This is a genomic window from Emticicia sp. CRIBPO, from assembly GCF_009905725.1.
Classification (GTDB): domain Bacteria; phylum Bacteroidota; class Bacteroidia; order Cytophagales; family Spirosomataceae; genus Leadbetterella.
Genome location: NZ_JAAAKV010000016.1, coordinates 73,992 through 87,871 on the forward strand (window position 1 = coordinate 73,992; position 13,880 = coordinate 87,871).

Genomic DNA, 13,880 nt, shown 5'->3' on the forward strand with positions numbered 1-13,880 from the left:
CTCCGGGGTACCTTAACCTTAAATAGAAATCAATGAAATATTCAAGATTTATCATCGCCTTTTTTGTACTCAGCCTTGCCCTGGTGAGTTTCAGTAAAAAATCGGAGAAACCGAATGTCATCGTCATCTATTTTGACGACATGGGTTATGGAGACACCGAGCCTTACGGGATGACCGGTGTACACACCCCCAATTTTAACCGGATGGCCGCTGAAGGGATGCGGTTTACCAATTATAACACCATTCAGGCGGTTTGTTCGGCTTCAAGGGCAGCTTTGCTGACCGGAGCGTACACCAACAGGATCGGACTGGCCGGAGCCCTGGGTCCCAAGGCACCGATCGCCCTCAGCAGAGAGGAAGAAACGGTGGCATCCCTGCTGAAAGGAAACGGTTATGTGACTGGAATGCTCGGTAAATGGCACTTAGGCAGCGAAGCACCGTACTTCCCGAAAAGTTACGGTTTCGACAGTTTCTACGGCCTTCCTTACTCTCATGACTACTGGCCCATTGGCTATGACGGTAAGCCCATCACCGCCGAAAATGACATCAGGAAAAGCTGGCCTCCGCTGCCGGTTATTGATGGCAACGACATCGTAAGGACCATCACGACCCTGGAAGAGCAGGCTGAATGGACTACCACCCTGACTGAAAAGGCGGTTTCATTTATCAAAACCAATAAGAAAGGCCCGTTTTTCCTTTACCTGGCACATCCGCTGCCGCACGTGCCGCTGGTGGTTTCTGATAAATTCAAAGGCAAAAGCAAACTGGGCCTTTTCGGAGATGTGATGATGGAACTGGACTGGTCGATCGGTGAAATCCTGAATACCCTGGACAAGGAAAAACTGGCAGAAAATACCATTGTGATGATCATGAGCGACAATGGCCCGTGGATACACTTCGGCAATTCAGCAGGTTCAAGCGGGGGCTTCAGGGAAGGCAAAGGGACTACTTTTGAAGGGGGCACCAGGGTCCCTTGCCTGGTTCGCTGGCCGAAAAAAATCAAAGCCGGTAATGTGTCGGGTGAACTGATGACCAACATGGACATATTGCCGACCATATCTGCCATGACAGGATCAGCCCTTCCTAAAAAACGCATTGACGGACAGAATTTTATGCCGCTGATGACCGGGCAGACTGTGGACGGACCACGCGACATGTTCTATTATTACTATAATCAAAACAGCCTCAAAGGCATACGCTACAAACAATGGAAGCTGGTTTTACCTCATAAATCACTGAGCTATGAGCTGGGAACAATAGGACGCGACAGGTTCCCGGGCCAGACCAAGCCCATGGACGTTCCTATGGCTCTATACAATCTCGCCCATGATCCCGGTGAGCGGTATGACCTTCAAAAGGTATATCCCGAGGTTGTGAACGAGATCATGAAATATGTGGAAGAAGCCAGGGCCGACCTGGGTGACGACCTGACAGGCAGGGAAGGTGCCAACAGGAGGCCTCCGGCCAAGGTTCATTAAACTGACAAACGGAAAAAGAAGAATGAAAAATGTAGTCTGACCTGCTTAGTTTAACTACATAGTTCAAACTAAAAACTGATTTTACTTCATGAGGATAAAACCCATATGCGTGTTCTGTTTTGCCCTTATTATTCAGGCTTGCCAGCCCCGTGCCGTTGAGAAGGACGGCATGGTGCTGATTAGCGGAGACCGCGATATAAAAGATTTCTGGCTGGATGTTTCACCGGTGACGGTGGAACAATTCGGCCGGTTTGTCAAAGCCACAAACTACAAAACCGAAGCGGAAAAATTCGGAGATGGCGGTGTATTTGATTTTGAGCTGGGTGTGTGGAAGCTACAGAAAGGAGTATCATGGCAACACCCTTTCGGAAACGACACCGCCAAACCCGACCATCCTGTCACGATGGTGTCGTGGAACGATGCTGTGGCTTATGCCCGGTGGGCAGGAAAACGGCTGCCGACGAGTCAGGAATTTGTATTTGCAGAAAAAAACGGAGAGGCAGACTTCGATAAGACTTATACCTGGGGCGAGCATTTTAAAGAAAACGGGATGTTCAAAGCCAATTTCTGGCAAGGTACTTTTCCTGGTAAAAATACGGTAGAAGATGGGTTTCTGACCACATCACCTGTCGGCCATTTTGGTAAAAACAAGCTGGGGTTAACCGACATGGGCGGCAATGTCTGGCAATGGTGCCAGGACGAATCAGAGCAGGAACCAGGGCAAAAAGTGCAGCGTGGCGGTTCTTACCTTTGTGACCCCATGGTTTGCCACGGTTTTAAAGTAGGTGGCAAGGCCGCCTCTTCACCGGAGACGAGTTTAGTGCATGTGGGATTCAGGTGTGCTAAAACCGAGTAAATGAATTTATCATTAAAATCGCGGTAAAGCCGGGCCTTTTGCTGATCAAAAGGCCCGGCTTTTTTTAAGTTATGGCTCCGGGATTGTCTCCGTTACGAGAACATTCCCTTTTTTGTCTACATAATAAACTTCCATTGCTGCGGCGTCAGTAACCCATTTTTCCACTCCGGCCTCAGCGGCCTGCTGACAGAAAGTGAGGAAATCGGTCTGCCCTTGCTGATGAATTTTGAGAGCACTTTTAAGGTTTCCCGGAGAGCTGTTTTCTGTAATACTTTTAGCCGGATATTTAGGTATCCCCTGCACTTCATAATCGCCTGCCCCGTAATAAACCGCATGGCCGTCGGCCACATAAAAATCGTAATGATCAAGCCCCAGGGCTTTGATTTCCTTTACATACGCCGGAAAATCGGCCCCGCTTTTTACCTTGGCATGGGCTGCCAGTATTTGTTCTATCGTAAACATGTCTTTTGAATGATTTAATCTTTCTGCAAAGGTAAACCGGCCGAAAAGGGTGTGATTGTAAAAAATCGTTTATTTAAAGTTCATAAATTCTTATGAAGACATTAATTGATCTTTTTTATTTACAAATTCGCAAACAAATCAATCCATTAAACAAAATTAAACCCATCAACATCTCTGAACTTACTCCTGCCATAGCCATTCACCCTGGTGAAATATTACTCGACGAACTGGAAGCAAGAAAAATAAAACAAAAGGAATTTGCTCTTCAGAGCGGCATGCAAAAATCGCAGCTGAATAAGCTCAAGACCTTAGTCGACAAAACTGAGTTTGAATCTGAATTTGTTAAATAAACGGAGCTTTAAAAATAATCCCTCCAAACTTCGTCAAAATCCATTAATTTGTGACCTCATTCAACCTCTTAAATATGTTTATGAAAAAGTACAACAAAACACCCGGGCTTTTGACAGCCCTCATTGCCCTTACATTTTCCACGCAGGTTTCCGCACAGGGATTAGACAGCATCAAGGTCGTCGCTCCGAAAGCCGTGTTGAAAAAAGTTTCCGACCAGTTTAAGTTTACGGAAGGTCCTGCAGTCGACAAAAAAGGCAACATTTTCTTTACTGATCAGCCCAACGACAAAATCTGGAAATATGATCTCAAAGGAGAGCTGAGCCTGTTCATGGACCAGACCGGTCGCTCCAATGGTCTTTATTTCGACAAAAAAGGCAACATCATTGCCTGTGCGGATCTTAAAAACGAACTGTGGTCTATCGCTCCCGACAAAACCACCAGTGTACTCATGCCCGGTTCACTGAACGGCAAGGGTTTTAACGGACCGAACGACCTGTGGATCGACCCGAAAGGTGGCATTTATTTTACGGATCCATACTATCAGCGTGACTACTGGGAAAGAAAAAGCACGGAAATGGACGGTATGAAAGTGTATTATCTTCCGAAAGACAGCAAAACCCCTGTGGTAGCGGATGATAAACTGGTGCAGCCTAACGGTATTGTAGGCACTCCTGACGGCAAACATCTTTTTGTAGCTGATATCCGCGACAACAAAACGTACAAATACGACATTGCCAAAGACGGCTCGCTAAGCAACAGAAGGTTATTTGTGGAACAGGGCTCAGACGGCATCACGCTCGACAGCGAAGGCAATCTTTACCTGAGTGGCCGCGGAGTTACGGTGTATGACCGCTCCGGCGGTAAAATAGGTAATATCCCTGTGCCTTCACGCTGGGTAGGTAACCTTTGTTTTGGTGGAAGAGACCGCAAAACCCTGCTGATCACCGCATCGGAATCTGTGTATACCCTTAAAATGAATTATGCCGGCGTCGAATAATATGACCTCATGTTTCTGTGGCTCGCAACTTCCTTTCGGGGAATGTTGCGAGCCATTTATCCTTGAAAAAGCCTTCCCTCCTATCGCGGAAAAACTGATGCGGTCGCGGTACTCGGCCTTTGCCGTGGCTGATTCGTCTTACCTGATGAGTTCGGCCCACCCGGTTCTCCGTAAACAGCAAAATGAAGAGGACATCAAAAGCTGGGCCCTGGAAAATAAATGGCAGAAACTGGAGATCATTTCCACCAAATCGGGTCAGTCTGAAGATGAAAAAGGAGAAGTGGAATTTAAAGCTTACTATATTGATTCGGAAGGCATTATGCAGATCCACCATGAAAGATCAACCTTTCTGAAGGAAGACGGACGGTGGCTGTATCACTCCGGCATAACCCCACCCAAAACAGCGGTCAAAACGCCGAATCGGAATGATTTATGTGCGTGTGGAAGTGGCAAGAAGTATAAAAATTGTCATGGAAGGTAAGGTTGATTACACATCTCAAAAAACAGGCGATACTGTCGGGATCCGGATTGTTTTACTGTGTGTGACTATTCTACAAATATTTGAATGCATGGGATTCAGCAAAAATGACTCTGCACTATAAAATACTAATGCAGAACCACTTAATAATATCAACGATAACTCACATACTCCGTCTTAAAGCTACCGTCGGCAAATAAATCTATCAAAGCATAACCAGGTCCGGTCTGGTGATAGGACCCAAACCACCAGGCTCCGCTGACGGCCCCGTTGCAGCAATAGGTGATGCCGTTGTATTCCACTTTATCCAGCAGGTGCAGGTGGCCGCTGACGGCGATTTTAATGTTTTTGAATTGATAAAACAGGTCGGTCAATTCGGCGGCATCTTCATGCATCCAGCTGCCGGGCACATTCCACTGGCCGTTTCTGTAGTTCTTCCCATCCAGGAACACAGAGGCTGACAGGATAGGAATATGTGACATGATGAAAACAGGAGTAGCGGCAGGCACACTTTTCAGTTCTTTTTTCAGCCAGTCCATCTGGGCTTCGTCAATAGCCCCGGTATACCATGAACCATCTGCTTTGGCCTGAACAGAGTCGAGCACGATAAAATGCCAGCCGTTGCGGCTGAAACTGTAATAAGGTTTGGCGAGCTGATATTCATCCAGGGCCCATTTTTTGCCGTCGTTAAATGAGCGGGCATTTTCTGTCTCACACCAGATGTCATGATTGCCGATGCAAGGGAAAATTTCCAGACCGTTTTCGCTGGAAATCACATCCTGAAACAAGCTCCATTGCTTGGTAAACTTATCTTTGGGCGATTTGTGGGCTCCCATGATGGAGTCTCCTCCATTGAAAATAAAGTCAGGCTTAATATCCAGGTTCTGAAGATGGTGCAGGCATTTTTCGAGCCCCCTGGCTGCCCCGATGAGCGGTTGAACGTGTACATCGGTCAGGTGGGCTATCCTCAGTACTCTCTGATTTACTGTTGGTTCTGCAGCTTTTGTCAGCACCGGAAGATGCATGGCTCCTGCCAAAGCCCCCAACCCTTTTAATAGCTGTCTTCTCTGCATCTTTGTATAGTGACCGGTTAATCAGACACAAAGTACCTGATTTTAAGCCAGATAGACATTAACAAAAAGTTAAGGTATCGTAAGGTAATTATAAACTGCCGTCTGACCCACTTCCGGCAATATAAAAATATCAGATAGGCTTCCCATTCAATCCATTTCTCTTCAAAATGCGTATATTTGACAAAACCAGGTTCACAATGCAGCACTTTTTTCTGCTCTCGCTCATGCATATTTTCACTCTTTCTCCGACAGGTGGCCAGCCTGTCCGGTCCGGTGAGCAGCATAATCACATGGTTTTGCCAGGCATTGTTGATACAAAACAACCAGACGGAAAGACAAACGACCAGACTATGTCCCCGATTAGCAAATCTCTTCCCGGGCTCACTCCTTCCAGGCCGCTGGTTCAACTTTCCCAGGAGTTTGTTTACGCCTCCAGGACGGGTGAAAATACCGAAGTTTTTATTGAAAAGTTTAAGCTGATTCCTTTTGATGAACTCACCTCTCAACTGGATTCAGACAGAGAGAAAAAAGCTTTCTGGATAAACCTTTACAATGGGTTTACACAGGTTTTGCTGAAAAAAAATCCTGAAAAATACCAGGACAAAGGCAATTTCTTCAAAACAAGGGCCATTGAAATAGCCGGAAAAATGATGAGCCTCGACGATATTGAACATGGTATATTAAGAAGATCAAAAACAAAATGGAGTCTGGGCTACGTCAATAAGCTGTTTCCGGGGAAGGACGAAAAAACACTCAGGGTTTCGGCAACAGACTATCGTATTCACTTTGCATTGAACTGCGGAGCAAAGAGCTGTCCGCCCATCGCTTTTTATAAGACGGAAAGTCTTGATCAGCAGCTGGACCTGGCCACTCAATCCTACCTGGGAGGTGAAGCCATATATGATGGAAAAACAGTGCAGGTGCCCGCTATACTGAGTTGGTTCAGAGCGGATTTTGGTGGCAAAAAAGGCATTATCCGCTTATTACAAAAAGAGGGTATTGTTCCGGAAGGAGTCAAACCCGGCATAGTTTTTAAAACATACGACTGGTCAATCTATTTAAATAACTATACCAATTAAACTTTAAAAAAATGGCAAATCATTATTACAATGCTGAGGATTTGGGTAAATTCGGCAGCATAGGAGAGTTCCAGAAACCCATGGCTGATAAATTTTTTGCCTGGTACGGTGAAGTATTCGGAGAAGGGCATCTGACAGCCAAAGAGAAATCGCTGATTGCCCTCGCGGTGGCTCATGCGGTACAATGCCCATACTGCATCGACGCCTACAGCACTGATGCGTTTGAAAAAGGTTTCAGTGAAGCCCAGATGATGGAGGCCATTCATGTAGCAGCGGCCATCAAAGGTGGGGCAGCCCTGGTACACGGCACCCAGATGATGAACAAAGTAAAAGAAATTTCCATGTAAACGGCAACCTATGAAATCACTGAAAGCCCTTGGCAGTAAACTGGCCACAGCCAGGGAACAAATAGACATTCTTGAACACGGCATTGATCATGAGCACCCTGTAAGCACCTTCCCGTTTGCCGAAAATTTAAGAAATATCGGATTGTTGCCTCTCAAACCCACCGAACTGGAGATTTTCCAGATCAATATGGGCAAAATGTGCAACCAGGTGTGCCAGCATTGCCACGTGGATGCCGGGCCTGACCGGAAGGAAATCATGACCAGGGATACCATGCAGCAGTGCCTGGAGGCTTTAAAAAACAACCCTTCCTTTAAGACCGTTGATCTGACAGGCGGGGCTCCGGAAATGAATCCGGATTTCAGATGGTTTGTAGGCGAAATCAGAAAACTTGAAAAAAAGATCATTGTCAGGTGTAACCTCACCATTATTCTGGCCAATAAAAAGTACCACGACCTTCCGGAATTCTTCAAATCTCACGAAATAGAGGTGGTGTCTTCCCTGCCGTTTTACGCCAAAGACCGCACTGACAAACAGAGAGGCACAGGTGTATTCGAGGACAGCATCAAAGCCCTGAAAAAGCTCAACGAAACAGGCTATGGTATGGAAGGAAGCGGACTGATCCTCAACCTGGTGTACAACCCCTCGGGAGCTTTTATGCCAGCTGCTCAGAACAGCCTTGAAAAAGAATACAAAGAGGTATTGAAAAGGGATTTTAATATTGTGTTTAACAGCCTGTTTACGATCACCAACATTCCGATCAGCCGCTATCTCGACTATCTGATAAAAAGTGGAAATTTTGAAAAATACATGGATAAGCTGATTTCGGCCTTCAATCCTGTCGCCGCTCAAAATGTGATGTGCCGCAATACCCTTTCTATCGGGTGGGATGGCTATATTTATGACTGTGATTTCAACCAGATGCTGGATATGAAGGTGGCTTGTGACAGTCAGCACGTTTCAGAATTTAACAGCGACGCCCTTAAAAACAGGTCGATATTGGTCAATCAACATTGTTATGGATGCACCGCCGGAGCAGGTTCGAGTTGCGGCGGGGCAGTAGCCTGAGCTAAAGTATGAAAAATGCCATCATCATTTTTGTAAGAAACCCTGAAAAAGGAAAGGTAAAAACCAGACTTGCCCGGGGTATTGGCGATGACAAAGCCCTGGAAGTCTACAGGACCTTACTGACCATCACCCATGACCTGACCGCCAGAATCGATGCAGACCGTTTTGTTTTTTACACTGATAAAGTGGAAGAACAAGACTTGTGGGAGACTTCTCTTTTTAAAAAAATGATCCAGAAAAACGGTGACCTCGGCGAAAGGATGTCTCATGCTTTCGAACTGCTCCTGGGGCAGGGGTATGAAAAAGTCGTGATCATCGGCAGCGACTGTCCGGAACTTAACCCGGCGATTATGAACGAGGCTTTTGACAGCCTTGACCATTATCCGGCCTGCATCGGCCCAGCAGACGATGGAGGATATTATCTGCTGGGTTTAAACGGGTTGATTCCAGAATTGTTCAAGGACAAAAACTGGAGCACCGCCACAGTGTTCGGTGACACCATGGCTGACCTGGAAAAGACAGGAAAGAAGGCTTTTATCCTGCCCATCCTTTCAGATATCGACACGATTGAGGACCTGCTGAAGTTTAAGGGTAAACCTTATTTTGCCAACATCGCCTTATAAGTATCCACAATATCCTGCTGATCATCTCCGGCTTTGAACATACTGACAGCCTTGCGGTTGGCCAGCTGGACTTTCAGCCACCCGGCCTCCTGGTATTTCCTGGCCGAAACCAGCACCTCTTCCTTTATGATCTTATATCCGGCAAATGGCCTGGCTCTTAAAACAATATCATAATCTTCCATAATAAGACGGGATACATCAAATCCGGCGATACTGTCAAACAAATCCCTCGTCATAAACAAAGTCTGGTCACCTCCGTAGCAAATGAAGAAATCAAAGCGGGTAACAAAAGCATTGATTTTCAACAAGAGCATATCACTATCGAATTTGGTGATAAATCGTCCAAAACCAAATCCTTCTTCCATGGCTTTTATTATATCTGTGGCGTAAGTTACGGGAGGCAGTGTATCTGCATGCACAAAGTAAAGTATCTTGCCGGAGCTCAGCATAGCCCCCTCATTCATCTGACCGGCCCGTCCTTTCCGTGAACTCTTCAGCACCGTTGCTCCCGCAGCGGCTGCCATTTCAACCGTGTCATCAGTACTACCACCATCCGACACGATGATTTGTGACACCAGGCCTGCGGCGTTCTTCAGAAGATGCTCCACCAGCTTTGTGATGTTACGGACTTCATTATAGGTCGGAATAACAATGCTGATCATATCAGATGCATTTGATTTTAAGTCTGATTTTTAACCTCAGGTTCTGATCAAATATACGGATATAACCCGGAAAAGTATGAAAACCTATAATGCGGAATCAGATGTTCCGGATCAAATATGCTCACTTATAAAATCTCGGCAATACGTTTTGATCATTTCCCTCACCCTTCTGAATTCGGCAAGAACTTCGTCTTCTGTACCCTGAAACTTAGCCGGATCAGGGAAGTTATGATGAAATTTTACGGCGTTTGTCGGGAAATAAGGACAACGCTCCCTGGCATTGTCACAGACCGTAATCACAAAATCAAAGTCAATGGCCGCGTATTCGTCCACATGGTTAGAGGTATGTCCTGAAATATCAATACCGTCTTCTTTCATGGTGGCTACAGCCCTCGGATTCACGCCGTGGGTTTCCACGCCTGCACTGAATACCGACACATTTTCTCCCCCGAAATGCCTGAGGTATCCCTCTGCCAGTTGCGATCTGCACGAGTTACCGGTACACAAAACCAATATCTTCTTCATTATAAATTATTTATTATAAGCAATTTAACTTAAAATACAAATATTTCCGGTATTCAGCTGCAACAATCTGTTCCGCAGCAGGCTTTTTCTTCTGCCTTGATTTTCACCTCTTTTGTACCGGGTTTCTCTGCATACACCGTTACGCTGAAAATACCGGTTCCGCTTTCTTTGAAGCTGGTGATTTCTTCCAGTGAAAGAAGGGTTGACAAGATATCATCAGGCAGGATAATCGGCTTTTGTTTTTGAATGGTCATATTTTCAAAACCGGATGCTATAATCAATTCCAGGTACTCGTCCTTCTGAATGGCTCCGGACACACAGCCCGCATACATTTCAGCTGCAGACTGTAGTTTTTCCGGCAAATCACCCACCAGCACCACATCCGAAATACTGAAATGCCCTCCGGGCTTCATTGTCCTGAATATTTCTGCAAAAACGGCCTTCTTATTGGGCACTAGGTTAAGCACACAATTGCTGACGATCACATCGGCCACATTATCCGAAACGGGCATGTTCTCAATGTCCCCCTGGCGGAACTCCACGTTGTTAAAACCCCGAACTTCAGCATTTAGCCGGGCTCTTTCTATCATTTTTTCTGTAAAATCCACGCCGATCACTTTGCCTTCCGGTCCGGTTTCGGCCCTGGCGACAAAACAGTCGTTGCCCGCCCCCGAGCCCAGATCAATGACCGTATCTCCTTTCCTAATATGGGCAAATTGTGTCGGCAAGCCGCACCCCAGACCCAAATCAGCCTCCGGATGATAGCCCTCCAGCTGCTCATAACTATCTGACATGATGTTGTACACTTCTGTCGAACAGCCACCTGAACCACAGCACGAGCTCATATTCTGTTCTTTGTCCTGTAAAGCAATCTCACTGTATTTCTGCTTTACCATTTCTTTGATTTGTTCTTCTGTCTGCATATTGGTTTTTATTTAAAATATATCGTAATATTGCGATTAACTAAGTCAAAAAATTTTAGCAACACCTGGATGCCGCCACATAGCTCGAGAACAAAGCAGAAAGATAGCTCTGAGCTATTTTCCATTCGTCCTCATCAATACAATAACAGACTTTTGCCCCGTCAATATCCCCTTTGATAAGCCCTGATTCTTTCAGTTCTTTCAGGTGCTGGGAGACGGTACTTTGAGAAAGAGGAAGCTCATCCACAATATCACCGCAGATACAGGCCTGCCTTTTGATCAGGATATTCAGAATGGCTATCCTGGCCGGATGCGACAAGGCCTTGGCATACCTGGCTACCCGGTTATCAACGGCCGAAAACTCTTCTGATTTGGTTAATCCCATGTGTTCACTAAAATCATATCGCAATATTACGATTAATATTTAAAACTGCAAATTATTTTTTTACTTTTTGCTGTTCAGCAATGAGACAATGATTTCGTTCCTTTTTGCGGATATAGGGACGTTGCGTCCAACGTCCCTACCAGATATCTGAAATGCGGATAACATTCTATCATGTATTGAGACATTGAATACTCACCTCCCCAGATTCTGCTTCATATATACCTCCATGATGCGTTTGATGAATTCTTCGGTGTTGATCCAGACAGCGATTTCGGCATTGGGGGCTTTGGTTTTGTCGATCCTGGTGTAGCCCTTGTCGTCAACTTCCACAAAGACTTTTTCGGTTTTGAACAAGTCGGGATAAAGGGCCATCCCGATGGCTACAGCATCAAAAATCGTCGGGTTCCGTTCGTAGCCCCACAGGGTGGTCAGACCGCAAAGTATGCTCGTCACAGGGCTCTGGCGATACAGCAGTTTTTCACGGTTGACCTTGTCAATTTTAACAAAAGTGGTGACATCCAGCCCCGCATAGAGAATGTTAACCCCGGCGTTCACAAACTTTTTAGACGATTCCACATCCACCACCACATTCCATTCCGGATTGATGGTCGGACTACCGTTATAACCGATGTGGAAAGAACCGAACATAGCTATTACCCTCTTGGCCAGCTTCAGAGCCTGCGGGTCTTTCTCGATCACATCACGCATATTGGTGACAGGCCCAACAGAAAAAACAATGACTTCGCCCGGGTATTTTTTCAGTTGTTCAATGATGAAATCAGCGGCAGGCTGGGCAATGGGCTTGATTTTATTGAATCCTTTTGACCAGTGAAACTGATCTGCAAACCAGTTAGCCCTTTCGTTCGTGGCTGAAGTGTTCCGGCCTATGGCCACAGGGATTTTCTCCAGGCCTGTTTCATATAAAAACTTGCAGGCCATGGTGCCCCGGTCGTCTGTCCGGCCATAACAGGTAGTGATGCCGAGCACTTCAAACTTATCGGTACTGGCCAGCATCAGGGCCACGGCATAGGCGTCGTCTACATCGTCGCCCAGATCACAATCAAGGATCACTTTTTGTTTCTGGGCCTGGAGATGCAAGCAGGCAAGAATAAATAAAAAGCTGAATACAAGTTTTTTCATTTTTATAATTGAGGTTGAATAGTAAAAAAGTGTTTCAAATTAAGAAATTCCGGGCAGCTATCAGCGGTTGGCTTTTAGCTTTTTTGCAAGGTAAGATTTTCGCCTGGTCTTTTTCTACCGGGGAAAAATAAAAACAATCTCATTCAATACCGCCAGGCAAAACCCAGGTCGGGCAAGCATCCAATCATTCATTCATTCATTCATTCAATCATTCAATCATTCAATCATTCAATCATTCATTTACTCTATCACAAAAAAAATGCCCGCCAAAGCGGACATTCCGGACAAATTGAGCTCTGACCCCAAATCAGTTGCTCCATTTAAGATCGAATTTCATTTTGAGGGCGGCATTACTGTAGTTGGTGCCGTTGCCTTTCAACTCAATGCTGGATGGATACTTGTTATTGATGTTGATATAATCTGTCGGATTAAGCACCACTGTCCCCATAGACTCATAGCTACTGGAGTAAAGATTGGCGTTTTCATCGGCATCGCGAAGCTGTATGAAAAGTTTGCCTGCCGCCTGCACATTGGTGTTGATAGTAAACCCGGAGCTGTGATCCCAGAAAGTGCTTCCATTGACAAGGGCAGAAGCCGCCACATTTTGCTTTATAGCAGTATAATAAGCGTCGCTGTTTACGTTTTCATATCTGCCGATCAGGTAAACATCCGGCCCGCCTGAGGTCCACCAGTTGGTTGCGTTGGTTCCTAAGTCCCAGCCGGTGCCGTCGCTGAAAGCCGTAGCGGCTGTTAAAATGGTGGATTTGGTAATGGCTAATTTGGTATAAGGAGGATCAACCGTTAAAGTTTTGCTATCAGAGACAGATTTTCCGTTGAAAAGTACCGTCAGTTTAATAGATTTTAGTCCGCCTGTGGTAAATACTTTTTTAGGTGTCTTCTCGGTTGTTGTGGAGCCGTCGCCGAAATCCCAGATAAAAGTAGCTCCCTCCATTTCATCATAGGGGGTGAAAGTAATTTCTGAAGGGGCCCGAAGGTCGCTGTTCAGGGCTGAAAAACCAAAGGAAGCAGTTGGCTCGGCAGGGGGCTCCTCTTTAGCACATGAACAAACCAGGAGAACTGAAAATAAAGACAGGGATGTAAATATCTTATACATGAGTGACATTTATTAAAGGGTTAAAAAATTTATTATTTAAGTCTGCTTTCTTTTCCAAGCCGGCTCAAAGCAATGACCGCCAATGCAGGAATGATCAGCTGTATTCCAAATCTGAGACCGTTGCCACAAACCCAGCATTCGGGTGGTTTCGGAGGGAAAACGATGGTGATAATGCTCAGTACGATAATAATGAAGAGAAGGACTCTGGGAGTTTTCATTTTTACAAAGTTTAAATTTCAGGAATGTTTACTTTGCAAAGTTCTGACAATAGTAAGAGGGAGGAAATCCCCAATTTTGGTGAGTTACTTAATGATGTAGCCC

The 13,880-nt window shown here is 45.6% G+C and carries 18 protein-coding genes; 9 read left to right on the forward strand and 9 right to left on the reverse strand.

The annotated features are described in order from the left end of the window. Positions 1 to 32: 32 nt before the first annotated feature. Positions 33 to 1,478, forward strand: coding sequence for a sulfatase (locus tag GVN16_RS24425; protein WP_166566592.1), 1,446 nt, complete (start codon positions 33 to 35; stop codon positions 1,476 to 1,478). A gap of 88 nt (positions 1,479 to 1,566) precedes the next feature. After that, positions 1,567 to 2,334: an SUMF1/EgtB/PvdO family nonheme iron enzyme gene (locus GVN16_RS24430; RefSeq protein ID WP_166566593.1), complete on the forward strand. Its 768-nt coding sequence runs from the start codon at positions 1,567 to 1,569 to the stop codon at positions 2,332 to 2,334. A 69-nt stretch (positions 2,335 to 2,403) separates the two neighbouring features. Here GVN16_RS24430 and GVN16_RS24435 read toward each other — a convergent pair whose 3' ends face one another. Continuing rightward, the gene (locus GVN16_RS24435; RefSeq protein ID WP_166566594.1) at positions 2,404 to 2,796 is read right to left on the reverse strand and encodes a DUF1398 domain-containing protein; all 393 of its coding nucleotides are present in this window, start codon (positions 2,794 to 2,796) and stop codon (positions 2,404 to 2,406) included. Between the two features lie 92 nt (positions 2,797 to 2,888). Here GVN16_RS24435 and GVN16_RS24440 point away from each other — a divergent pair, with 92 nt between their 5' ends. The 3 genes from GVN16_RS24440 (at position 2,889) to GVN16_RS24450 (ending at position 4,625) form a co-directional block, all read left to right on the forward strand. Next, entirely contained in the window at positions 2,889 to 3,146 is a 258-nt protein-coding gene (locus GVN16_RS24440; protein ID WP_166566595.1) for a hypothetical protein, read from the forward strand. 80 nt (positions 3,147 to 3,226) lie between these two features. Further along, positions 3,227 to 4,144: an SMP-30/gluconolactonase/LRE family protein gene (locus tag GVN16_RS24445; RefSeq protein ID WP_166566596.1), complete on the forward strand. Its 918-nt coding sequence runs from the start codon at positions 3,227 to 3,229 to the stop codon at positions 4,142 to 4,144. After that, positions 4,128 to 4,625 (forward strand): YchJ family protein, encoded by a 498-nt coding sequence (locus GVN16_RS24450; RefSeq protein ID WP_166566597.1) that lies wholly within the window; start codon positions 4,128 to 4,130, stop codon positions 4,623 to 4,625. Before GVN16_RS24445 ends, GVN16_RS24450 begins: the two co-directional genes overlap by 17 nt. A 149-nt stretch (positions 4,626 to 4,774) precedes the next feature. Here GVN16_RS24450 and GVN16_RS24455 read toward each other — a convergent pair whose 3' ends face one another. Beyond that, complete coding sequence (locus GVN16_RS24455; RefSeq protein WP_166566598.1) at positions 4,775 to 5,695, reverse strand: metallophosphoesterase; 921 nt, start codon at positions 5,693 to 5,695, stop codon at positions 4,775 to 4,777. A 197-nt stretch (positions 5,696 to 5,892) separates the two neighbouring features. Between GVN16_RS24455 and GVN16_RS24460 the strand changes: the two genes are divergently transcribed. From GVN16_RS24460 to GVN16_RS24475, 4 genes are read left to right on the forward strand one after another with little or no spacing between them, the layout of a single operon-like run. Beyond that, positions 5,893 to 6,774 (forward strand): DUF547 domain-containing protein, encoded by an 882-nt coding sequence (locus GVN16_RS24460; RefSeq protein ID WP_166566599.1) that lies wholly within the window; start codon positions 5,893 to 5,895, stop codon positions 6,772 to 6,774. 11 nt (positions 6,775 to 6,785) lie between these two features. Then, positions 6,786 to 7,121, forward strand: coding sequence for an arsenosugar biosynthesis-associated peroxidase-like protein (locus GVN16_RS24465; protein ID WP_166566600.1), 336 nt, complete (start codon positions 6,786 to 6,788; stop codon positions 7,119 to 7,121). A gap of 10 nt (positions 7,122 to 7,131) precedes the next feature. Then, positions 7,132 to 8,187, forward strand: a complete 1,056-nt coding sequence (gene arsS / locus GVN16_RS24470) for an arsenosugar biosynthesis radical SAM (seleno)protein ArsS (RefSeq protein WP_166566601.1) — start codon at positions 7,132 to 7,134, stop codon at positions 8,185 to 8,187. Between the two features lie 8 nt (positions 8,188 to 8,195). Further along, the gene (locus GVN16_RS24475; protein WP_166566602.1) at positions 8,196 to 8,810 is read left to right on the forward strand and encodes a TIGR04282 family arsenosugar biosynthesis glycosyltransferase; all 615 of its coding nucleotides are present in this window, start codon (positions 8,196 to 8,198) and stop codon (positions 8,808 to 8,810) included. Here the strand turns inward: GVN16_RS24475 and GVN16_RS24480 are convergent. The 7 genes from GVN16_RS24480 to GVN16_RS24510 all read right to left on the reverse strand — a co-directional run bounded on the left by GVN16_RS24480 (position 8,786) and on the right by GVN16_RS24510 (position 13,777). Continuing rightward, positions 8,786 to 9,472: a TIGR04283 family arsenosugar biosynthesis glycosyltransferase gene (locus GVN16_RS24480; RefSeq protein WP_166566603.1), complete on the reverse strand. Its 687-nt coding sequence runs from the start codon at positions 9,470 to 9,472 to the stop codon at positions 8,786 to 8,788. The genes GVN16_RS24475 and GVN16_RS24480 overlap by 25 nt on opposite strands. Before the next feature lie 111 nt (positions 9,473 to 9,583). Further along, entirely contained in the window at positions 9,584 to 9,997 is a 414-nt protein-coding gene (locus GVN16_RS24485) for an arsenate reductase ArsC (protein ID WP_166566604.1), read from the reverse strand. Between the two features lie 53 nt (positions 9,998 to 10,050). After that, positions 10,051 to 10,920 (reverse strand): arsenite methyltransferase, encoded by an 870-nt coding sequence (locus GVN16_RS24490; protein ID WP_166566605.1) that lies wholly within the window; start codon positions 10,918 to 10,920, stop codon positions 10,051 to 10,053. 55 nt (positions 10,921 to 10,975) lie between these two features. Further along, positions 10,976 to 11,305 (reverse strand): helix-turn-helix transcriptional regulator, encoded by a 330-nt coding sequence (locus GVN16_RS24495; RefSeq protein WP_166566606.1) that lies wholly within the window; start codon positions 11,303 to 11,305, stop codon positions 10,976 to 10,978. 192 nt (positions 11,306 to 11,497) lie between these two features. Continuing rightward, entirely contained in the window at positions 11,498 to 12,445 is a 948-nt protein-coding gene (locus GVN16_RS24500) for a nucleoside hydrolase (RefSeq protein WP_166566607.1), read from the reverse strand. Positions 12,446 to 12,752: 307 nt separating this feature from the next. Then, positions 12,753 to 13,559, reverse strand: a complete 807-nt coding sequence (locus GVN16_RS24505) for a PKD domain-containing protein (RefSeq protein WP_166566608.1) — start codon at positions 13,557 to 13,559, stop codon at positions 12,753 to 12,755. A gap of 32 nt (positions 13,560 to 13,591) precedes the next feature. Then, positions 13,592 to 13,777, reverse strand: a complete 186-nt coding sequence (locus GVN16_RS24510; protein WP_166566609.1) for a hypothetical protein — start codon at positions 13,775 to 13,777, stop codon at positions 13,592 to 13,594. Between the last annotated feature and the right edge of the window lie 103 nt (positions 13,778 to 13,880).